Genomic DNA, 20,886 nt, shown 5'->3' on the forward strand with positions numbered 1-20,886 from the left:
TCCTTGCTGCGCCGCCACCCCTCCCGCGTTGCCCTGACGCTCTGGCTGGCCGCCCTGCTCCTGGCCACGCTGACGCTGACCCTGCGCGGCGAACTGGTCACCGACCTGCAGGGCTTTGCCCCGGACCCGGTCAGCACGGACGGGATCGCCCTGGACCCCGGGGCCGGCCCCGCCGGACGCATGCTGCTGCTGGCCATCGCCGGTGGCGAGGCCCGCGAGCGGGCGGCAGCCAGTGATGCACTGGTCGCGGCCCTGGACGATGCCCCCGATGTTGCCGGCATCCACAACGGCCGCCTCGACCCCGACGACCCGGCGCTGGATTTCCTGATCGAGCATCGCTACCTGCTAAGCCCCCGGGTCGATGCCGAACACTTCAGCCAGGACCGCCTGAGCGAACACCTGGAGGCCCGCCGCGACGACCTCGCCAGCGCCGTCCCGGAACTGCCACGGGAACTGATCCCGCGTGACCCCACCGCGGAGGTCCGGGTCGTCCTGGAGCAGCTCGCCGCCACCGGTGGCCAGGCGACGACCGGCGCCGAAGGCGTCTGGGTCACCCCCGACCGGGGACGGGCCCTGCTGGTGCTGCGGAGCACGGCCGACGGCATGGACCTGGATGCCCAGGCCGCCCTGATCGAACGCACGCACGCGGCCTTCAGCGACCTCGCCGAACCGGATCTTCAGCTGCAGATTGCCGGCCCGGCGGTGATCGCGGTGGACTCCCGCGCCACCATCCGCGGCGAGGTCACCTGGATCACCGCGGGGGCCAGCGTCGCGCTGGCGCTCCTGCTGCTGGCGGTGTTCCGCCATCCGCACCCGGTCTGGCTGGCGGCCGTGCCACTGGCCAGCGGCATCCTGATCGCCGCGGCCGTGGTTACGCTGGTCTTCGGACATCTGCACGGGATCGCGCTGGCCTTCGGCATCACCGTGCTGGGCATCGCCCTCGACTACCCGCTGCACCTGTTCGCCCATGCGCAACGAGGCGATGGTGAACCGTCCGGCGACGGACGGGCCGACGGCGGGCGCCTCCCGCAGGTCGCGCGCGAGCTGTGGCCCGCCATTGCCCTGGGAGCCGGCAGCACGGTACTGGTGTATGCCCTGATGGCAATGACCGGGTTCTCCGGCATGGCCCAGCTCGGGCTGTTCGTATTGACTGGCGTGGCCGTGGCCGCCGTGGTCACCCGCTGGATCCTGCCAACGCTGGTCCCCACCCGCTTGCAGCGCGAGGGCCTGCCGCCGCTGCGCCTGCCCCTGCCCACGGGTCTCGCCCAGCCCCCCGCCATCGCGCGCTGGGGCCTCGCCCTGCTGGCCCTGGCCGCGATCGCCGTGGTCGCGACTGCCGACCCCTTCCCCTGGGAGGATCGCCTGTCCGCCCTGCACCCGGTACCGGAGGACCAGATTGCGCTCGACCAGGACCTGCGCAGCGCCCTGGGGCTGCCGGACGTCCGCCATGCCCTGCTGGTCAGCGCCGACACGCCGGAACAGGCCCTGCGCGCCAGCGAGGCCCTGACACCGGGCCTGGAGGCCCTGCGCGAGACCGGGGCCCTGGACGGCTTCGGCCATGCCGCGAACGTCCTGCCCAGCCGGGCACTGCAGCGCGAGCGTCAAGCCGCGTTGCCGGAACCCGATACCCTGCGCGAACGCCTGGAGGTGGCGGGCGCAGGGTTGGGGTTCCGCGACGGGGCCTTCGAGCCCTTCGTGAACGACATCCAGACGGCCCGTCAGCAAGACCTGCTGGAACCCGAGGGCCTTCCCGACGGGCCGCTGCGCAATGCCCTGGAACCCCTGCTCCAGCCCCGCGATGACGGCACTGGCTGGATCGCCTGGGTGCGCTTGCAGGGCGTCCATGACCCCGATGCCCTGACCCGCTGGGCCGAAGACGCACCTCTGGCCAGCGTGCCGGAACTGGACGGGGTGGGTATCCGCCACATCGACTTCTTCCGCGCCTCCGAAGAACTGGTGATCGGCTTTCGCGTCGAGGCCCTGCACCGGCTCGCGCTGGGAATGGTCGCGGTGGCCCTCCTGCTGCTGGCCGTCACCCGGGCGCCGGGACGCAGCCTGCGCATCCTCACCGCGGTGGGCACCGGGTTGCTGCTGACCCTGGCCACACTGATCCTGCTGGGCATCCAGCTGTCGCTGTTCCACCTGATCGCGATGCTGCTGATCACCGGGCTGTGCCTGGATTACGCCGTGTTCTTCAGCCGCCCGCTGCGGGATGCCGCGGCGCGCCTGCGCAACCTGCGCTCGGTCAGCGTGTGCGCACTGTCCACGCTGGTGGTGTTCGGTCTGTTGGCCCTTTCCAGTCTTCCGGTCTTGCAGGCCATGGGCCTCACGGTAGTGCTGGGCGTGGTATTTTCCTTCCTCGCAGCGGCCCTGCTGGCCCCCGAGGCCAGCCGCCGGCAAACTGCCTGAAGCAACGCCGAACTGGCCCAATCCACCCGGAACCCCCTCCGGCCACAACCCGCAGATACGCCCGTCCATGGACCCCCTGGTCATCACTGCCCACACCCTGACGAGTGCCGCCGGCACCGGGATCGCCGCCAACGCCGAGGCCCTGCGCAGCGGCACCAGCGGACTGCGTGCCTGCGACCTGGAGCGCGTCAACCTGGACACCTACGTCGGCCGCGTACCGGGTGTGGAAGCCATCGCCCTCGAGGGCGCCCTGGCCCCGTTCCTGTGTCGCAACAACCAGCTGGCCGAGCTGGGGTTGCGCCAGGACGGCTTCGCCGAGGCGGTGGCGGCTGCAGTGGAGCGCCACGGGGCCGACCGGGTGGCCGTACTGCTGGGCACCAGCACTTCCGGGATCGCCGCCACCGAGGCCGCGTACCACCGGCGTGACCCGCAGACCGGGGCCCTGCCACCGGACTATGACTACCAGCACACCCAGAACATGTTCTCGCTGGCCGACTTTGTTGCCACCCGCCTCGGCCTGTCCGGCCCCGCCATGGTGGTCTCCACGGCCTGCTCGTCCAGCGCCAAGGTCTTTGCCGATGCCCGGCGCTACATCGCGGCGGGACTGTGCGACGCCGCCGTGGTCGGCGGCGTCGACAGCCTGTGCGGCATGACGCTGTACGGCTTCGACGCCCTGCAGCTGGTCGCCGCGCAGCCCTGCACCCCGCTGGATCGCGACCGGGCCGGGATCTCCATCGGCGAGGCCGCCGGCTTCTTCCTGCTGGAGCGCCCCTCCGCGAATGCCCACGGCGCGCGGCTGACCGGTTACGGCGAATCCAGCGATGCCCACCACATGTCCGCCCCGCACCCGGAAGGCCTGGGGGCCGCGACGGCACTACAGCAAGCCCTGGACCGTGCAGGGCGGCAAGGCGACGAGATCGACTATGTGCTGATGCATGCCACCGCGACCCCGGCCAACGACCGTTCCGAGGCCCACGCCCTGATCCACCGCCTGGGCCCGACCCCGCGCGCGGTGGGCAGCAAGGGCCTGACCGGGCATACCCTCGGGGCTGCCGGCGCGGTGGGGGTCGCGCAGGCACTGGCCAGCCTGGCCGGCGGCTTCGTGCCGGCGACCGCCGGGCTGGGGCACCCGGACCCGGAACTGGGCCTGGATGCACGGGCAGAGACCGAGGAACGCCCGGTTCGGCGGGTCCTGGTCAACGCCTTCGGGTTCGGCGGAAACAACTGCAGCCTGCTGCTGGAGGCACCGCAATGAACACCATCGGTCTGCATGCGGTCGGACTGCTGGGCCCGGGACTGGACGACTTCGAGACCGCCCGCGCCATCCTCGCCGGCACGGCGCCTCTGGCGGGTGACGCGATCAATATCCCACCCGTGCGGCTGCTCCCCGCCAACGAGCGTCGACGCACCACGACCACGATTCGCCTGGCCCTGAAGGTGGCGGAAGAGGCCACAACCGACAGCGATCGCAGCCAACTGCGCAGCGTGTTCGCCTCGTCCTCCGGCGACATGGACATCATCGATCGCATCTGCGACGCGCTCACCCAGCCGGAGCCGGTGGTCTCGCCGGTCCAGTTCCACAATTCGGTGCACAACGCCCCGGCCGGTAACTGGTCGATCGCCACCCGCAACCCCGCCCCGGCGACCGCCGTATCCGGCTACAACGCCACGGTGGCCGCCGGCTTGCTGGAGGCCGCGACGCTGCAACAGTGCGAGGGTGGCGAGGTGCTGCTCACCTGCTACGACGTACCGTCGATGGAGACATTCATCCGCGTGCGCCCGATCCACCATGCGTTCGCGGTCGCCCTGCGCCTGGGGCCGGTGGAGGGCGCCACCTGGCGGCTGCAGATGGACCTCAAGGGACCCGCCACCGCCGATCGCTGCGTGGCTGACGAGCTGGAGGCCCTGCGCGAGAGCAACCCGGCGGCACGCGCCCTGCCCCTGCTGGAGCAACTGGCCCGGGGCACGGCCGGCCATGTTACGCTTGACGCCCCGTTGGGCCGGTCGCTGAGCATCCGCATCGAGCCCTGAACAATCGCTTGGATCAGGAAGATCCCGCGCATGCCATCCCGACCCGAAACCCTGGATCACGACGCCATCTGCCGGCTGCTGCCGCACGCCGGGGCGATGTGCCTGCTGGATTCGGTAGAGGCCTGGTCCGACGACGCCATCCACTGTCGTGCCGACAGCCACCGGGATCCGGCCAACCCGCTGCGCGGGGAAGGCGGCCTGCATGCCCTGGCGGCACTGGAATACGGCGCCCAGGGCATGGCCGTGCACGGGGCGCTGCTGGCGGATGGCGGCCCGCCCCGGGCCGGCTACCTGGCGGCCGTGCGCAACCTGCAACTGCGGGTCCAACGTCTCGACGGCCTCGACGACCCGCTCGAGATCCACGCCGAACGCATCCTGTCGGATACCCACAGCTCGATCTACGACCTGCGGGTCACCGCCGGTGACCGGCCGGTGCTGAGCGCCCGCGCGACGGTGATCCTGCAACCCGCCGACGAGGAAAAGACCCCGTGACTGCACGCGCCCTGATTACCGGAGCCAGCGGTGCCATCGGCGCCGCCATTGCCCAAGCCCTGGCCGCGGCTGGCCATGAGGTGGTCCTGCACGCCCATCGCAATGCCGACGCGGCCGAAGCAACAGCCGCGGCCATCCGCGCCGACGGCGGCCAGGCCCGCGTGCTGGTGTTCGACATCACCGACGAGGGGGCCTGCCGCGAGGCCCTGGAGCCCCTGGCGGCCGAACAACCGGTGCAGATCCTGGTGCATAACGCAGGCATCCACGACGATGCGCCGCTGGCCGGAATGCGCCGCGAGCAGTGGGACCGACCGATCGACGTCGGACTGAACGGGTTCTACAACGTCACCCAGCCACTACTGCTGCCGATGATCACCACCCGCTGGGGCCGGGTCGTGGCGATCTCCTCCGTCGCCGGGCAGATCGGCAATCGCGGCCAGGCCAACTACGCAGCGGCCAAGGCCGGGCTCCATGGTGCCATTCGCTCGCTGGCCCAGGAGGTCGCCTCGCGCGGGATTACCGCCAACGCGGTCGCCCCCGGGATCATCGAAAGCCCGATGAGCGATTCGAGCTTCGATGCCGACCGCATCCGCACCGTCGTACCCATGCGCCGTGCCGGCCAGCCCGCGGAGGTCGCGAGTGTGGTCGGCTTCCTCGCCAGCGAGGGCGCCAGCTACGTGTCCGGTCAGGTCATCGGCGTCAATGGTGCCCTCGCCTGATCCCGTCATGAGCCACGTCGTTGCCCTGATCCCGGCCCACAACGAGGCGGCCACCATCGAAGAGGTCGTCACTGGCGCCCGCGCCCACGTGGACCGGGTGATCGTGGTGGACGACGGCTCCGAGGATGCGACCGCAAGCCTGATCGAGGGCCAGGCGGAGGTCCTTCGGCAGCCCGAGAATGGCGGCAAGGCGGCCGCGTTGTGGGCCGGGATGCAGCATGCCCTGGCCACCGGGGCCGATGCCGTGGTGACCCTGGACGCCGACGGCCAGCACGACACCACGGAGATCCCGGCCCTCATCGCCGCCTGGCGCGAGACCCCCGAGCGGCTGATCCTGGGGGCCCGACTCAAGGGCCGCGAACATACCCCGCCGCTACGTCTGTTCGGCAACCGCATGGCGGACTTCTGGATTGCCTGGGCCTCGGGGCAACCGCTGCAGGATTCGCAGTCGGGGTTCCGCCTGTATCCCGCGGCGCTATTGCGACGCCTCGAGCTGCGTCATCACCGGGCGCGCGGCTTCGTGTTCGAAAGCGAGGCCCTAATCGTCGCCGAGCGGCTGGGATTCCCGGTGCGGGTGGTCCCGGTACGCTGTATCTACCCGGAGAACCACCGCCCCAGCCATTACCGCGCGACCGCGGACACCCTGCGCATCATCGCCATGGTCGCCGGCCACCTGCTGCGCCGCGGAATGCGCCCGCTGGGGCTGTTGCGCTCGCGGGGCCTGTTGCGCTGAAGGCCCCGGCGTGCGCTCCGGGCCGCGCCCTTGGAAACCACCGGCACGCATGTCTACACTCTCGACGCACCCATCCCAGAAGGAAAACGCCATGAATACCAGGACGTTGCTGGTCATCTTGTTTGCCAGCCTGATCGCGCTGGCCGGCTGCCGCGGCACGGTCCCCGTGCACAACGTCAGCGATACCACGGTCACCGATGTTGCGGGTGAACGCCCCAGCGCCGAACAGATGGAACGCGCCATCCGCACCGCCGGAACGGCGCTGGGCTGGCGCATGGAAGAAGTGGAACCGGGGCTGCTCGAAGGGCGACTTGCGCTGCGCGACCACGTCGCCGAAGTGGAGATCCCCTATGCGGCGGGTGAATACAGCATTCGCTACAAGGACAGCACCAACCTGAACTACGCGGACGGCAATATCCACCCGAACTACAACAACTGGATCCAGAACCTGGACAACCAGATCCGGGCGCAGATCTCCGCCCTCTGAGCCCACCCCGCACCGTGTCGGGCACGCCCCGGCGCCGTGCGTCCAGGGCAAAGGGCCTTTCACCACTAAGCGCACGAAGGCACGAAGAAAACCCGTAAAAGAGCATTTTCAGGAAGGCGGGGAGATCGGAAGGAATGCGGTGACGGAAGAGTCTTGCTCCTCCGTTGCGGTCTTGCCCATCATTCAGTCTTCGCACCTACCTGGTGGATGCTTTTCAGGTTTTCTTCGTGCCTTCCTGTGCTTCGTGGTGATCCCAAACCGACTCCGCGGTCACGGGTCAGTCGGGGCGCGGGCGTTCGTCCGGCTTGCGTGCCTCGCCCTCGGAACTCTTGGGGGTCGGCTCGTCGTCCTGGGCGTCCGATTCGTTGGCGCCGCCGGCCGCCTCGCCGGGACCGGCGCCGTAGTCACGGCGCGTCATGTGCGACAGAAGCTGCCCGGCCCGGTCCTCGAGGCGATCACGGGTCGGCTTGTCCGCCAGTTCCTCCGCGCTCTGCGCCAGGTGGTGGTAGAGGTCGCGGTAGGAACCCGCCATGGTCGCGAACAGCGTGGCCGTGCGATCGAAATGGTCGTTGACCTGGCTGCGGTAGCGGGTCAGTTCCTGCATGCGCCGGTCGAGTTCCTCTTCCAGCTCGCGGATCAGCTTGCGCTCGTCACTGGTGACGCGGCCCACCCAGAAACCCACGAGGGCGGCAACCACGATGGCCAGGATCCCGAGGGCCACCCACAGCCCCACTGCTGTCTGTTCTTCCACCACGACATCCTCTGCAAATGGAGCCGCCATTGTGCCGCAGGCCCTCGCCGAACGCACTGCCGGGCATGCTAACCTCGCCACAACAGGGACACCGGAACCACGCAGGAAGGCCCCCGGAAGCCGTTTCAATCCGCCGTACAACCAAGAGTTAGACCCACCATGATCGAACCGCAACATGCCCAGCAGATCCGCCAGGCCCAGGCCGGCCTGATCAACCTGGTGGTGCAGGCCACCCAGAACCCGGAGACCCGCCGCGAACTGGAGCCAGTGCTGAACCAGGCCCACGAGGCCGGCTGGGGCGAGCTGATCCTGCGCATCCGCCGCGTGCTCGAAGGCGAACGCGACACGTCCCTGCTGCAGGGGCTGGACGACGAGGACACGGTGATCCTGACGGCGATCCTGGCCGGCCTGCAGGATCCCTCCACCCTGCCGGACCCCGAGCAAAGCGGCGATCCGGCGCAGGCCGCACCGGGACTGGCCCAGATGATCCACGGCGCGGCCCACGGAGACGCCCAGTCGCTGCACTGGCTGTCGCAGATGGCCGAACAGATGAGCCGGGCCGGGGGCGACATGGCGCGCCTCGGTGGCATCACCAAGCGCCTGGTGGACGGCGAGCGTGACCCGGATGTGCTGTGCCGCGGCATGGACGCCCAGGGCGAGTCGCTGGTGCTCTCGATCCTCTCGGAGCTGGGCAAGCTCGAGCACCACTGACCAACCCGTGCGCCATTCCAGCATTTGCAGGCCACGCCGCCGAGGCACGCTCCGCCTCGAGCATCTGATGCTGGCCGTAATTGCCCTGTGGCTCCTGCAAGGCTGCGCCGCAGTCACCCTGCAGCCGCCGGCCGAACCGGAAGACCCGGTCACTGTGGCACTCCTGGACCACGGCCATCACTCCAGTCTGGTCCTGCCGACCGCGACCCCGGACGCCTGGCTGCGCTATTCCTACGGCGACTGGTCGTTTTACGTCGAGCGGCGAATCAACCCCCTGCAGGGGCTGGCCGGGCTGTTCCTGCCCACACGGGCGGGCCTCGGCCGGCAATCCCTGACCGGCTCCAACCTGGAAGACGCGACGGCGACCCAGTTGCGCGTGCCGCTGGAAGAACTGCATCTGCTGACGGTCCCCGGGGCCAGGGTCACGGCACTGCGCGAGGCGCTGGAGGGAATCTGGCAGGCGGGCCACGATGACCGCGAGGTATCGACAGAATGGGACATGGCCTTTGTCGAACACCCCGAGGCCTACACCCTGCGCAACAACTCCAACCGCATGGTCGCGCACTGGCTGACGGCCCTGGAGGTCGATGTCTCGCGCCTCCCGATCATGTCCAACTGGAAGCTCGACTCACCCTGAGGTCAATCAAGGCCCTCTGACCACGAAGCGCGCGAACCTAACCCTTCGTGCGCGCTTCGTGGTGGATAAACGCCGGGCGTCAAAGGCGGTGGGCCCACTCCAGGACGGCATCCTGCAGGTTCCGGCCGAGGCCCTGATGCGCGCGGGGGTCGTTGACCAGCACCACCACGGCCAGGTCGTCCCCACCTTGCGTGCGCACGTAGCCGGCGACCGCAGAGACCTCGTTGAGGTGCCCCGTCTTCAGGTGCATCTGCCCGCGCAGGTCGCGCTGGCTGCCGTTGCGGAAGCGATTGCGCAGGGTCCCGTCCAGCCCGGCCAGGGCCAGGGAGGACTGGAATTCCGGACGGTGAGAGTGCTGCCATCCGCCCTCGAGGATCTGGCCCAGCTGGCGCGCGGTCATGCGGGTGTCGCGGCTGAGCCCCGACCCGTTGTCGACCACCATGCCACCCACCTCGACCCCCAACCCGCGCAGCGACTCCAGCAGGGCCTGCTGCCCCTTCTCCAGCGTGGCCGGCGGGGTGAAGTGACGCGCCCCCAGGGTCAGCAGCAGGTGGCGGGTCATCACGTTGGAGCTCCACTTGTTGGAGACCCGGATCAGATCCGCCAGCGGCCGCGAGGTATGACGCAGGATCGGTTCGTCGTACAGCACCGGCAGCACGCCGGGGCGAATGTCGCCGGTCAGCTCACCACCCCACTGCGACCAGTGCAGACGGAACATCTCGGCGTGATTGGCCTCCGGCGTCAGGACCGTACGCAGCAGTTCGTAGTCCCCGCAGTTAACCGGGTACTCGCCGGCCAGGGTCACGCGTTGTGCCTCGGGGTCGGCGTCAAAGCGAATTCCCCGCTGCCAGGCCCCGCAGCTACCACGCGACGGCTGCAGGCGATTCTCGATCGTCAGCCCCGGCAGCGGCGGATCCACGGTCACGTCGATCCCGTTCCCATGCCGCTCCGGCCGCACGCGAAAGCGCTGGGCGTTGGCGTTTACGTGCAGGGCATAGGGCAGCTGGTTGTAGGCCCGCAGCGGCTGGTCATTGAATGCGGCCGGATGGCCCGGAGGCAGTTCGAAATGCGAGGCGTCGAGGATGACGTTGCCCTCGATGCGCCGCAGCCCGGTCTGACGCAACTGCCCCAGCATGCGCCAGTGCTCCTCGCTGACCATGCCGGGGTCGCCGGTCCCACGGATCACCAGATCGCCGCGCAATACACCGTCGCGCACCGGTCGCGTAGCCCACACCTCGGTGGTCCAGGTGTATTCCGGCCCCAACTCGTGCAACGCCGCCAGCGAGGTAGCCAACTTGATGGTGGAGGCAGGGTTGTACGGCTGATCGGCATTCAGGCGCGCGAGGACCGCGCCATCGGACATCCGCTGTACCCACAAGCCCACATTTGCCGGCGGCAGACGCTGGCTCTCGATCGCCCGCTGCAGCGGTCCCGGGAGATGCTCGAACTGGGCCTGTGCGGCCAGCGGTGCCAGCCACAACAAGAGGATCAAAGCGACGGATACGAAACACCAGGAAGGTCCGGACCGGGGCCCGGGGCGACGCGAAAAACGACAAGGGGACATTGAGACCAGCCATCCTGCATGAGAGCCTTCGGCAACGGCCCCTATAGTGTGCCGCCATCTCGGCCGCGACAAGCCCTCCGGGTGGGCTTCGTCACGCCCAGGGGAAATCGATCACCTGATCGATACGCGACACCCCCAACAGACGCATCAGCAGCCGGTCCACGCCCAGGGCCACGCCCGCGCAGTCCGGCAGCCCGGCCTCCAGTGCCGCCTCCAGGTGCCGATCCGCGGGCGGGAGTGGCTGACCACGCGCACGGCGGATCGCGATATCCCTTTTGCGACGGCTGCGGAACACCACCGGATCGGTCAGCTCGTGATAGCCGTTGGCCAGCTCCAGGTCGCCCCAGTAGAGCTCGAAACGGGCGGCATAGCCCGGCCGGTCCGCGCAGGGGCGCGCGAGGACGGCCTGGCTCTCGGGGTAGTCGAACAGGATTGTCAGCCGGTCCGGCGGGAAGCCCGGCGCGATCACCAGGCTGATCAGGGCATCCAGCCAGCCATCCCGATCCAGCCCGCCGCGGATGACCAGCCCGTGGTCCCCCGCGACCCGTTCCAGCTCCGCGGCATTCGTCTCCGCCGGGTCTACCCCCAAAGTCGAGCGAAACAGATCGGCATAGGCGATCGCCTCGCACCCCCGGGGCGCGTGCCAGTCGGGAGACTGCGCGGCCTGATCCGCGATCAGGGCCACCACCTCGCGCGCCAGTGCGTGGTGGTCCAGGCCCAGGCGATACCACTCCAGCAGAGTGAATTCGGGGTTGTGCCGCGGGCCGGATTCACCGCCGCGGAACACCCGTGCGATCTGGTAGATATCCGGGGCGCCGTCCGCCAGCAGGCGCTTCATCGGGTATTCCGGCGAGGTCTGCAGGTAGCCGCGCTCGCCGCCGGGCGCCTGCGCCTCCCAGCTCTCCAGCATTGGATCTTGCGGCGCGCCCCGGCTCAGGATCGGGGTCTCGACCTCGAGCACCCCGCGGGCCGCGAAGAACGCCCGCAACCCGGCCAGGAGGCGGGCGCGCGCCGCGCGGGCCGGCGCCGCACCCGGACGCCAGTCGGTCATGTCGCAGGGCCTGCCGGGGTCCGGCTCACACGCGCGAGACGTACTCGCCGTTGCGGGTATCCACCTTCACCGTCTCGCCCTCTTCGACGAACAACGGGACCTTGACCACCGCGCCGCTCTCCAGCGTGGCCGGCTTGGTGCCGCCCTGCGCGGTGTCACCGCGCAGGCCCGGATCGCACTGGGTGATCTTCAGCTCGGTGAAGGACGGCGGCACCACCGACAGCGGCTCGCCGTTCCACAGGGTCACGGTGCAAATATCCTGCTCCTTCAGCCACTGCCCGGAATCACCCAGTGCGGCCTCGCCGACGGCATACTGCTCGAAGGTGTCCGGCACCATGAAGTGCCAGAACTCGCCATCGTTGTAGAGATACTGCATCTCGGTATCCATCACGTCGGCGGCCTCCACCGACTCGCCGGACTTGAAGGTCTTCTCCAGCACCCGGCCGGTACGCAGATTGCGCAGCTTGACCCGGCTGAAGGCCTGGCCCTTGCCCGGCTTGACGAACTCGTTCTCCACGATGGCCTGCGGGTCACCATCCAGCAGGAGCTTGAGACCGGCCTTGAATTCGTTGGTACTGTAGGTTGCCATTGCGCGCTGTCCCTCGATGATGCGTGGCGCGGACATGCCGCCCCGTCCGGAAACGATTCATGCCCACAAAGCCCGTCATGATAACGCGCGAGGCGCGCGGAACCCAGCCAGCCGAACCGGCATCCACACCGGCCTGGCAGCAGGCGCTGGCGCGCGCGATCGCCGATCCCGAGACCCTGGCCGCACGCCTGGGACTGCCGCCCGAGTCCCTGCCGGGCATGCAGGCCGGGCACCGGCTGTTTCGCACCCGCATCCCGGAGAGCTACCTGGCCCGCATCCGCCCCGGCGACCCACGGGATCCCCTGCTGTTGCAGGCCCTGCCGGACGCGCGCGAGGCCATCGAGTCCCCGGGGTTCGTCAGTGACCCGGTCGGCGACCACGACGCGCTGGCCGCCCCCGGCGTGGTGCACAAGTACCACGGCCGTGCCCTGCTGCTGACCACCGGGGCCTGCGCCATCCACTGCCGTTACTGCTTTCGCCGCGAATTCGACTATGCCGACCACAATCCGGCCCGGGACGACTGGGAACCCGCGCTGAACTACATTGCGGCGCATCCGGACATCCGCGAGGTCGTCCTCAGCGGCGGCGACCCGCTGAGCCTGTCGGATACCCGCCTGGAACGGCTGACGGACCGGCTCGGAAACATCCCGCACCTCGAGCGCCTGCGCATCCATACACGCCTGCCGGTGGTGCTGCCGGAACGGGTCGACGACCGCCTGCTGGCCTGGCTCGGCAAGGGCCGTCTGCAGCACATCCTGGTGCTGCACGCGAATCACCCGCGCGAGTTCGCCGCACCGGCCGATGCAGCGATCGATCGCCTGCGCGCCGCCGGGGTCACGCTCCTCAACCAGGCGGTACTGCTGGCCGGCATCAACGACGACACCGAGACCCTGATTGAACTCCAGGAGGCCGGCTTCCGCCTGGGCGTGCTGCCCTACTACCTGCACCAGCTCGACCGCACCCGCGGCACAGCCCACTTCGAGGTACCGGACGCCCGCGCGCGCGAACTCTACCGCGCCCTGCACGCCCGCCTGCCGGGCTACCTGGTCCCGCGACTGGCGCGCGAGATCGCCGGAGAACCCGGCAAGACCCTGCAGACACCGTTTCCCGCGCATGAATGAGCCGCACCGGCACCCACACCGATTGCGCGGTTTGCTGCTAAAGTAGCGCCAGAATCCTGCAACCGGCCCAGCAACCACTGGACACGCCCATGCTGCAAGCCCTGCCCGAGCTGCCCACCCAACCGGCCGGTCCCGACAGCTTCCCCCACCAGACCCCGCAAACACTGGACGCCTGGTGTGCGGAGCTGCCCGGCAGCGAGCCGGAGCTCGGCATCCAGCGCATCCGCGAGGCCCTCGACGGGCTGAACGCGATCGTACTTCGCCCCGGAACCCGAGCCACGCTGGTCGCAATACTGGAAGATCATCTCCTGCCGCTACTCCCGGCCATGGAGCGACTGCTGCGCCAGCGGCCCCTGCCGCTGGGCAACCGCAGCCGCAAGCGCGCCGATGTTTACAGCGCCGCCGTGCGCGCCCTCCTCACCGCGGAGCTGCTGGTGGTCCGCGAACGCGCGGACGCGCACGACAACCGCCACGCGAAACGCCTGACAGCACCCCTGCAGGCCGCAGTCGCCCTGCTGGGGGCCTTGAGCATGCACCACTGGCGGCTGTACCAGTCCGTGCCGCCTGGCCACTGGCAGCGGCTGTTCGATGTGCTGCGCCTGGCGCGTGAGCAGGGAATCGCCGACGAGCGGCCCGCCACCGACAAGCGCTTCGGCCCGCTGGAGGTGGACCGCATCGAAGCCATGAGCGCACGGCTGATGATACTGGGCAGCACCGATCCCAATGCGCTGAAGATGGGCGAAATGGACTTGCTGGCTCGCTGGGCCAACACGTTGCCCCTCGCCTGCACCGCCGCCCCCGACCCGGAACAACACCCCGATCTTCCCGTACTGCGCTGCAATCTCGACCGCGACCACGCCCCGGGCCTGGTCCTGCGCGGGACACCGGCCACCGAACCCGCCTGCTTCATTGAGCTGACGCCGGCGCTGGACGCCCTTCGTGAACGCCCCGACGACCTGGAACCGCGCCGCCGCGGCGAGGGACAGCCGCTGGCCGAACACTTGTTGCGCCTGTGGTCGAACCTGCCGACCCGCCGTCACAGTCGCGAGAGCGCCAGCGACCTGCAGCGGATCTGCGTGATGGGCCTGGAACGTATCCATGATTTCCTGCTGATGGAAATGGACAGCCGGCGCGCGCCCGAGACCGAGACCACCGGGGCAGCGGAAGCGCCGGAGACCAGCCTGAAATCCCTGCAAGAACACGACCGCGGCGTCAGCGTGTTCGAAATGTCGAAGGCCGCGCTGCGCGGCTCGGATCTCGCCCTGGTAGACAGCCCGCACCGTTCCGACCGCGAGCGCGACCTGCAACCACTGGCGGACGACACGCCGAATACCGCCGCGACCGCCTGGGAGGATGTCGGGCGCGGACTCGAGATCGCCGCCCGCGATGAATCCACGGGACCGATCACCAAGCGTCACCCCCCGGAACACTGGCAGGTGGACGACATCGGCGCCGGCGGCGTGCGTCTGCGCCTGGACAACCCCCAGCAGCCCTTGCTGATCGGGGACCTCGTCGGCTTGCGTGCCGTGGATGGCCATCGCTGGACCATCGGGGTTCTGCGCTGGATTCGCTTCGACGACCAGGCCGGCAGTCTGATCAGCATCGGCGTGGAATTTCTCGCCGATCGCTGCCTGCCCATGCAGATTCAGGATTTCCGCAATGGCATGGCGGCGGGCGTCCCGCAATCAGGACTGTTCGCCCCGCAGCGCACCGATGCCGACGGGGCAGTACTGTTCCTGCCGGCGCAGGTATTCGATCATGAACAACGCGTCGTCTGCTGGCTGAACAGGCGCGCCCGTGTTCTGGAACTGGACAGCGAGCGCACGGGCACTACTCTGTTTACCGAGGTCGGGTGCCGCATGACCGGCCTGGAGGTCCACCAACCGGCCGGCGAGACGCCCGACATCGCCGACGGACCGGCCATCGCGGATGACGACGGACCGCCATTCACTACCCGCAACCGCGACGACTAGCCCCATGAACGAAACGATTCGCACGCTCTTCGTGACCAGCAACCCGAACCGGGCTGAAGAGGTCATCAGCAGTATCCGGACCCGCGGCAGCGCGATCCGGCCGGAGCAGGTATCCGGCAGCGACGCCCTGGCCGAGGCGCTGGAGGGCCGGCGCTTCGACGTGATCGTCCTGATCGAACCCGGCCTGGCCCTGACCCGGGAACACGTCGACGCGGCGCTGCACGCATCCGGTCGACGTACCCCGCTGGTCATCATGACCGAGCGCCCCGAACCCGCACGCATAGACGACTACGAGGCCGGCGCCTATGCCGTCGTCGATCACGAACTGCACGAACTGGCCGGCATCCTTGCGGTGCGCGCTGCCGAGCAGTTCCAGCTGCGCCAGCGGATGGGGCGCATGGACGCATCGCTGCAGGAGTCCGAACGCCGCTGCCAACTGTTGCTGGACAACTCGCGCGACGCCATCGCCTACGTCCACGAGGGCATGCACATCTATGCCAACGCGTCCTGGCGTGAACGCTTCGGGATTGCCGATCCGGAGGAAGTGGAAGGCCTGCCGCTGATGGACCTGATCGCCCCGGAGAGCCGCGACGAACTGAAGGGCCTGCTGCGCCGCTTCCAGAGTGGCGAGGAAGGTGACCAGACCCATCAGGCCTTCCAGCTGCAGGCGTTTGACGGCACGCCGTTCGAGGCCAACCTGCGTCTGTCCACCGCCAGCGTCGAGGGGGAGGCCTGCACCCAGGTGCTGCTGGACTCGGCCCAGGAGGATCCGGAGCTGGCCGAGAAGATCGACTACCTCTCGCAGCGTGACCTGGTCACCGGGCTCTACAACCGCCAGCACTTCTCCGGGATGATCGAGACCGCGCAGAGCCAGGCCGCGCAGTCGGAAAAGCCCTTCGCCCTGGTCACCCTTGCGGTCGACCGTTTCCCCGAGATCCGGGCCAACGTCGGCATGTCCGCCAGCGATCTGCTGCTTGCCGATATCGGCAAGCTGATCGAGGATCACTTTCCCGACCCGGCCATCGCCGCACGCCTGGAGGCCGAGCACTTCGGGATCGTGGTCCCCGACACCCGGCGCAACGAGGTGGAGGCCCGCATCCACGGTCTGATGGAAGCGGTCACCGGACGTGTCTTCGAGCTCGGCAACGCCTCGACCAACTGTAGCCTGTCGGCCGGCATCGTGATCGCCGACGAGACGGCGGTGGATACCGAAGAACTGCTGACCCACGCCGACCGCGCCCTGCAAGAGGCCGTGGAGGCTGGGGGCGGAAACCACCGCTTCTTCCGCCCCGCAGAGGGCGAGATGACCCAGGCGCAGAACGACCAGCAGTGGAAGCTGCGCATTCAGGACGCCCTGGAACACGATCGCCTGGAACTGCTGTATCAGCCGATCGTGAACCTGCACGGTGCCGATCGCCCGCGCTACTCGGTCTTCGTGCGCCTGCGTGACGCCGAGGGGCATATCCACGAGCCCGATGCCTTCCTGCCCAGTGCCGAGCGCACCGAGATGGCGGCACCCATCGACCGCTGGGTCCTGAAGACTGCGCTGCAGATGCTGACGGAACAGCTAAAGAAAGACCCGACCACCCAGTTCTTCCTCAAACTGACCAACGGCTCACTAGGCGACCCCTCCGTGGTCAGCTGGCTGCACAACGACCTGCACGGCATGCGCATCCCCGCCGACAACGTGGTCGTCGAACTGAAGGAACCCACCGTGGTTACCCACCTGAAGCCGGCGATCCACGTCGCCCGCGGGCTGCAGGAAATGCACGGCCATCTGTGCATCGACGACTTCGGCAGCGGGCTGAACCCGTTCCAGCTCCTGCAGCACCTGGAGGCGGATCACATCAAGCTGGACCCGTCCTACGTGAAGAACCTGGCCGAGAGCGAGGAGAACCAGCAGTTGATCCGCGAACATACCGATGCCGCGCATGCCAAGGGCAAGCAGGTCATCGTGCCCTATGTCGAGGACGCCAGCGTGCTCGCCGTGCTCTACAGCCTGAACGTGAACCTCGTTCAGGGCTACTTCCTGCAGGCACCGATGCCCGCCCCCACCTTCGATTTCGCCTCGACCTGAGCCCCCCACCTCGCGGACTCCGGCTTCTCCCACAGAACGCGCAGAGAACACGGCGCCGGGCAGGTCAAGGGCGATTCACAGCTAGACCCTGGGGTGTGAGGAACCGGGCTCGCGACCGCGCAGGGAAGCCCGGCTGCGGCGGCGAGTATGCGGCCGCCCATCCCGTCTTCCTGCACAGCGTTTTCCTCCGTGAACTCCGTGTTGGCTGGCACGAAAGTCGAGTCCGCAGAGCGAGGGACTTTATGGAGGGCTGAGCACGCCCCCAACGCAACAGGCCCCGGTGAATACCGGGGCCTGTGCGAACCATGGTCCTTGCCCTGCGGGACTACCTGGACCAGAAGTTAAGGTCCTCGAAAAACCCCTTAACGCCGTCCAGCCAGGAGTGAGCCTGCGGGCTGTGCTTGGTACCGCCAGCCTGGGTGGACTCCTCGAACTGGCGCAGGAGCTGCTTCTGCTCCTTGGTCAGGTTGATCGGCGTCTCTACCACCACGCGGCAGATCAGGTCACCGACCCCGCCGCCATGCACGGACTTCACGCCCTTGCCACCGACCCGGAACTGCTTGCCGGTCTGGGTCTCCGCGGGGACCTTCAGCTTGACCCGGCCATCCAGCGACGGCACTTCCAAATCGCCGCCCAGAGCGGCCGTGGCGAACGACACCGGCACCTCGCAGTGCAGATCCGAGCCCTCGCGCCGGAACAACTTGTGCGGCTTGACCCGCACCTGCACGTAGAGATCACCCGGCGGGCCGCCGTTCATGCCGGCCTCGCCCTGGCCTCCCAGGCGGATGCGGTCACCGCTGTCCACCCCGGCCGGGATCTTCACGTCCAGGGTGTTCTGCTCCTGCACTCGACCCTTGCCGTGGCAGGACTTGCAGGGGCTCGAGACGACCTTGCCCGCACCCTCGCAACGCGGGCAGGTCTGCTGCACCGAGAAGAAACCCTGCTGGATGCGCACCTGGCCGACCCCATTACAGGTCGGGCAGGTCTCCGGCGAGGTCCCCGGCTCGGCGCCCGAGCCATCACAGGCCTCGCAGCTGACGGTGGTCGGGATACGGACCTTCACCTCGGTGCCGAACACGGCCTCTTCCAGGGTCAGGTCCAGGTTGTACTGCAGGTCGGAGCCACGATAGGCCCGCTGCCCGCGGCCGCCCCCGCCACCTCCGAAGATATCGCCAAAGATGTCCTCGAAGATGTCACTGAAGTTGGAGGCCCCGGCGCCCCCGCCAAAACCCCCGGCCGAGCCGTCCACGCCGGCATGGCCGTAACGGTCGTAGGCGGCGCGCTTCTGGTCGTCGCTGAGGACGTCATAGGCGGCGCGCGCCTCCTTGAACTTGGCCTCAGCCTCCGCATCCCCGGGGTTGCGGTCGGGGTGGTGCTTCATCGCCAGGCGGCGAAAGGCCTTCTTGATATCGGCGGCCGAGGCGTCCTTGGAGACGCCCAGCACCTCGTAATAGTCGCGTTGTGACATGGTCATTCCCTGCTGATTCGTGCGCGCGAACGCGGAATGCCTTCACGCAAACGCCCGGAGTCACGAGTACCCCGGGCGCGGCGTTCAAACAGTTCCGGCGGGACGCCATAGCGTCCCGCCGGCTGCGGCATCAGCCCTGCTTTTTCTGGTCGTCGTCGACTTCCTCGAACTCGGCGTCCACGACATCGTCGCCCTGCGGGCCACCCTCGGCCTGCTCGGCCCCGGCCTCGCCCGCGGCGTCCGCGCCCTGGGCATAGGCCTTCTCGGCCAGCTTGCCGGAGACCTCGGCCAGCTTCTGCGCGGCCTGCTCGATCACCTCGGGGTCGTCGCCTTCCATCGCGGTCTTGGTCTCGGCCACCGCCGACTCGATCGCGGTGCGCTCGTCGTCGGAGACCTGATCTGCCAGATCCTTCAGGGACTTCTCGGCCGAATGCACCAGGCCATCGGCCTGGTTGCGCGCCTGGACCAGCTGCTGGAACTTCTTGTCGTCCTCGGCGTGGGCCTCGGCGTCCTTGACCATCTGTTCGACTTCCTCGTCGGACAGGCCGGAGGAGGCCTTGATGACGATCTTGTTCTCCTTGCCGGTCGCCTTGTCCTTGGCCGAGACGTTCAGGATGCCGTTGGAGTCGATGTCGAAGGTGACCTCGATCTGCGGCACACCACGCGGCGCGGCCGGGATGTCCTGCAGGTCGAAGCGACCCAGCGACTTGTTGGCGCTAGCCATGTCGCGCTCGCCCTGCAGCACGTGCACGGTCACCGCGGTCTGATTGTCCTCGGCGGTGGAGAACACCTGATTGGCCCGGGTCGGGATGGTGGTGTTCTTCTCGATCAGCTTGGTCATCACGCCGCCCATCGTCTCGATCCCGAGCGACAGCGGGGTCACGTCCAGCAGCAGCACGTCCTTGACGTCGCCACCCAGCACGCCGGCCTGCACCGCGGCACCGACCGCAACGGCCTCGTCCGGGTTCACGTCCTTGCGCGGCTCCTTGCCGAAGAACGCCTGCACCGCTTCCTGCACCTTGGGCATGCGGGTCTGGCCACCGACCAGGATCACGTCGTCCACCTCGGAGGCGGACAGACCGGCATCCTTCAGCGCGACCTTGCACGGCTCGATGGAGCGCTTGACCAGGTCATCGACCAGGCTTTCCAGCTTGGCGCGGGTGATCTTCAGCGCCAGGTGCTTGGGCCCGGTGTTGTCGGCGGTGATGTACGGCAGGTTCACCTCGGTCTGCTGGCTGGAGGACAGCTCGATCTTGGCCTTCTCGGCGGCCTCCTTCACGCGCTGCATCGCCAGCGGATCGCCCTTGATGTCGATGCCCTGGTCCTTCTTGAACTCGTCGACCAGGTAGTCGATCAGGCGATTGTCAAAGTCCTCGCCACCGAGGAAGGTGTCCCCGTTGGTCGCCAGCACCTCGAACTGGTGCTCGCCATCCACCTCGGCGATCTCGATGATCGAGACGTCGAAGGTACCGCCACCCAGGTCGTACACGGCGATCTTGCGATCCCCGCGCTGCTTGTCCATGCCATAGGCGAGCGCGGCCGCGGTCGGCTCGTTGATGATGCGCTTGACCTCGAGCCCGGCGATCTTGCCGGCGTCCTTGGTCGCCTGACGCTGGGAGTCGTTGAAGTACGCCGGGACGGTGATGACTGCCTCGGTAACCTCTTCGCCGAGATAGTCCTCGGCGGTCTTCTTCATCTTCTGCAGCACGCGGGCGGAGATCTCCGGCGGGGCCATCTTCTTGCCCTGCACCTCGATCCAGGCGTCACCGTTGTCGGCCTTCACGATGTTGTAGGAGACGAGCTTGATGTCCTTCTGGACCTCGTCTTCCTGGAACTTGCGACCGATCAGGCGCTTGGAAGCGAACACGGTGTTCTGGGGGTTGGTGACCGCCTGGCGCTTCGCGGACTGGCCAACCAGCACCTCGCCGTCGTCACTGAACGCGACGATGGACGGGGTGGTGCGGGTGCCTTCCGCGTTCTCGATGACCTTGGCCTGGTCGCCTTCCATTACGGCGACGCAGGAGTTGGTGGTCCCGAGGTCAATACCAATGATCTTGCCCATGACTGAAATCT

Annotated in this window: 18 protein-coding genes; 12 read left to right on the top strand and 6 right to left on the bottom strand. The window is 68.4% G+C overall.

What is annotated here, in order from left to right:
* The first annotated feature begins 3 nt into the window (after nucleotides 1–3).
* The 7 genes from F792_RS0108070 (at nucleotide 4) to F792_RS0108100 (ending at nucleotide 6,871) form a co-directional block, all read left to right on the top strand.
* The gene (locus tag F792_RS0108070; protein ID WP_018169139.1) at nucleotides 4–2,409 is read left to right on the top strand and encodes an MMPL family transporter; all 2,406 of its coding nucleotides are present in this window, start codon (nucleotides 4–6) and stop codon (nucleotides 2,407–2,409) included.
* Between the two features lie 67 nt (nucleotides 2,410–2,476).
* Entirely contained in the window at nucleotides 2,477–3,664 is a 1,188-nt protein-coding gene (locus tag F792_RS0108075; protein ID WP_018169140.1) for a beta-ketoacyl-ACP synthase, read from the top strand.
* A complete protein-coding gene (locus tag F792_RS0108080; protein WP_018169141.1) occupies nucleotides 3,661–4,440 on the top strand; it encodes a beta-ketoacyl synthase chain length factor in 780 nt (259 codons plus the stop codon). Before F792_RS0108075 ends, F792_RS0108080 begins: the two co-directional genes overlap by 4 nt.
* Nucleotides 4,441–4,470: 30 nt before the next feature.
* Nucleotides 4,471–4,932, top strand: coding sequence for a hypothetical protein (locus F792_RS0108085; RefSeq protein ID WP_018169142.1), 462 nt, complete (start codon nucleotides 4,471–4,473; stop codon nucleotides 4,930–4,932).
* A complete protein-coding gene (fabG, locus tag F792_RS0108090) occupies nucleotides 4,929–5,651 on the top strand; it encodes a 3-oxoacyl-ACP reductase FabG (RefSeq protein ID WP_018169143.1) in 723 nt (240 codons plus the stop codon). Before F792_RS0108085 ends, fabG begins: the two co-directional genes overlap by 4 nt.
* A 7-nt stretch (nucleotides 5,652–5,658) precedes the next feature.
* Nucleotides 5,659–6,384: a glycosyltransferase family 2 protein gene (locus tag F792_RS0108095; RefSeq protein ID WP_018169144.1), complete on the top strand. Its 726-nt coding sequence runs from the start codon at nucleotides 5,659–5,661 to the stop codon at nucleotides 6,382–6,384.
* Nucleotides 6,385–6,475: 91 nt separating this feature from the next.
* Nucleotides 6,476–6,871, top strand: coding sequence for a hypothetical protein (locus F792_RS0108100; protein WP_018145355.1), 396 nt, complete (start codon nucleotides 6,476–6,478; stop codon nucleotides 6,869–6,871).
* Nucleotides 6,872–7,148: 277 nt separating this feature from the next.
* On the opposite strand, the gene F792_RS0108105 is transcribed toward F792_RS0108100, so the two are convergent.
* A complete protein-coding gene (locus tag F792_RS0108105) occupies nucleotides 7,149–7,622 on the bottom strand; it encodes a YhcB family protein (protein ID WP_018145354.1) in 474 nt (157 codons plus the stop codon).
* 159 nt (nucleotides 7,623–7,781) lie between these two features.
* Between F792_RS0108105 and F792_RS0108110 the strand changes: the two genes are divergently transcribed.
* Nucleotides 7,782–8,333 carry a hypothetical protein gene (locus F792_RS0108110; RefSeq protein WP_018145353.1) on the top strand — a complete coding sequence of 184 codons (552 nt, stop codon included), beginning with the start codon at nucleotides 7,782–7,784 and terminating at the stop codon, nucleotides 8,331–8,333.
* A gap of 67 nt (nucleotides 8,334–8,400) precedes the next feature.
* On the top strand, nucleotides 8,401–8,970 hold the full coding sequence (locus tag F792_RS0108115) for a hypothetical protein (RefSeq protein WP_018169145.1): 570 nt from the start codon (nucleotides 8,401–8,403) through the stop codon (nucleotides 8,968–8,970).
* A gap of 79 nt (nucleotides 8,971–9,049) precedes the next feature.
* On the opposite strand, the gene dacB is transcribed toward F792_RS0108115, so the two are convergent.
* The 3 genes from dacB to efp form a co-directional block, all read right to left on the bottom strand.
* Nucleotides 9,050–10,450 (bottom strand): D-alanyl-D-alanine carboxypeptidase/D-alanyl-D-alanine-endopeptidase, encoded by a 1,401-nt coding sequence (gene dacB / locus F792_RS0108120; protein WP_026305933.1) that lies wholly within the window; start codon nucleotides 10,448–10,450, stop codon nucleotides 9,050–9,052.
* A gap of 175 nt (nucleotides 10,451–10,625) precedes the next feature.
* On the bottom strand, nucleotides 10,626–11,585 hold the full coding sequence (epmA, locus tag F792_RS0108125; RefSeq protein ID WP_018169147.1) for an EF-P lysine aminoacylase EpmA: 960 nt from the start codon (nucleotides 11,583–11,585) through the stop codon (nucleotides 10,626–10,628).
* A gap of 25 nt (nucleotides 11,586–11,610) precedes the next feature.
* Nucleotides 11,611–12,174, bottom strand: coding sequence for an elongation factor P (gene efp, locus F792_RS0108130; RefSeq protein WP_026182087.1), 564 nt, complete (start codon nucleotides 12,172–12,174; stop codon nucleotides 11,611–11,613).
* A gap of 77 nt (nucleotides 12,175–12,251) precedes the next feature.
* Here efp and epmB point away from each other — a divergent pair, with 77 nt between their 5' ends.
* The 3 genes from epmB (at nucleotide 12,252) to F792_RS0108145 (ending at nucleotide 17,345) form a co-directional block, all read left to right on the top strand.
* The gene (gene epmB, locus F792_RS0108135) at nucleotides 12,252–13,295 is read left to right on the top strand and encodes an EF-P beta-lysylation protein EpmB (RefSeq protein WP_018169149.1); all 1,044 of its coding nucleotides are present in this window, start codon (nucleotides 12,252–12,254) and stop codon (nucleotides 13,293–13,295) included.
* 89 nt (nucleotides 13,296–13,384) lie between these two features.
* Nucleotides 13,385–15,268, top strand: a complete 1,884-nt coding sequence (locus F792_RS0108140) for a hypothetical protein (protein ID WP_018169150.1) — start codon at nucleotides 13,385–13,387, stop codon at nucleotides 15,266–15,268.
* A 4-nt stretch (nucleotides 15,269–15,272) separates the two neighbouring features.
* Nucleotides 15,273–17,345 (top strand): EAL domain-containing protein, encoded by a 2,073-nt coding sequence (locus tag F792_RS0108145; protein ID WP_018169151.1) that lies wholly within the window; start codon nucleotides 15,273–15,275, stop codon nucleotides 17,343–17,345.
* A gap of 325 nt (nucleotides 17,346–17,670) precedes the next feature.
* Here F792_RS0108145 and dnaJ read toward each other — a convergent pair whose 3' ends face one another.
* Both dnaJ and dnaK read right to left on the bottom strand, forming a co-directional pair.
* Nucleotides 17,671–18,819: a molecular chaperone DnaJ gene (gene dnaJ / locus F792_RS0108150; protein ID WP_018169152.1), complete on the bottom strand. Its 1,149-nt coding sequence runs from the start codon at nucleotides 18,817–18,819 to the stop codon at nucleotides 17,671–17,673.
* Nucleotides 18,820–18,943: 124 nt separating this feature from the next.
* Nucleotides 18,944–20,875 (bottom strand): molecular chaperone DnaK, encoded by a 1,932-nt coding sequence (gene dnaK / locus F792_RS0108155; RefSeq protein WP_018145344.1) that lies wholly within the window; start codon nucleotides 20,873–20,875, stop codon nucleotides 18,944–18,946.
* Between the last annotated feature and the right edge of the window lie 11 nt (nucleotides 20,876–20,886).

This window comes from Thioalkalivibrio sp. ALMg9, assembly GCF_000380625.1.
Lineage (GTDB): Bacteria > Pseudomonadota > Gammaproteobacteria > Ectothiorhodospirales > Ectothiorhodospiraceae > Thioalkalivibrio > Thioalkalivibrio versutus.

Excerpts from the sequence above, each read along its gene's own strand:
- efp (WP_026182087.1), bottom strand. The coding sequence starts at position 12,174 with ATGGCAACCTACAGTACCAACGAATTCAAGGCCGGTCTCAAGCTCCTG.
- dnaJ (WP_018169152.1), bottom strand. The coding sequence starts at position 18,819 with ATGACCATGTCACAACGCGACTATTACGAGGTGCTGGGCGTCTCCAAG.
- F792_RS0108075 (WP_018169140.1), top strand. The coding sequence starts at position 2,477 with ATGGACCCCCTGGTCATCACTGCCCACACCCTGACGAGTGCCGCCGGC.
- F792_RS0108140 (WP_018169150.1), top strand. The coding sequence starts at position 13,385 with ATGCTGCAAGCCCTGCCCGAGCTGCCCACCCAACCGGCCGGTCCCGAC.
- epmA (WP_018169147.1), bottom strand. The coding sequence starts at position 11,585 with ATGACCGACTGGCGTCCGGGTGCGGCGCCGGCCCGCGCGGCGCGCGCC.
- F792_RS0108145 (WP_018169151.1), top strand. The coding sequence starts at position 15,273 with ATGAACGAAACGATTCGCACGCTCTTCGTGACCAGCAACCCGAACCGG.
- dnaK (WP_018145344.1), bottom strand. The coding sequence starts at position 20,875 with ATGGGCAAGATCATTGGTATTGACCTCGGGACCACCAACTCCTGCGTC.
- F792_RS0108110 (WP_018145353.1), top strand. The coding sequence starts at position 7,782 with ATGATCGAACCGCAACATGCCCAGCAGATCCGCCAGGCCCAGGCCGGC.
- F792_RS0108095 (WP_018169144.1), top strand. The coding sequence starts at position 5,659 with ATGAGCCACGTCGTTGCCCTGATCCCGGCCCACAACGAGGCGGCCACC.
- epmB (WP_018169149.1), top strand. The coding sequence starts at position 12,252 with ATGATAACGCGCGAGGCGCGCGGAACCCAGCCAGCCGAACCGGCATCC.
- F792_RS0108080 (WP_018169141.1), top strand. The coding sequence starts at position 3,661 with ATGAACACCATCGGTCTGCATGCGGTCGGACTGCTGGGCCCGGGACTG.
- F792_RS0108085 (WP_018169142.1), top strand. The coding sequence starts at position 4,471 with ATGCCATCCCGACCCGAAACCCTGGATCACGACGCCATCTGCCGGCTG.
- F792_RS0108100 (WP_018145355.1), top strand. The coding sequence starts at position 6,476 with ATGAATACCAGGACGTTGCTGGTCATCTTGTTTGCCAGCCTGATCGCG.
- F792_RS0108115 (WP_018169145.1), top strand. The coding sequence starts at position 8,401 with ATGCTGGCCGTAATTGCCCTGTGGCTCCTGCAAGGCTGCGCCGCAGTC.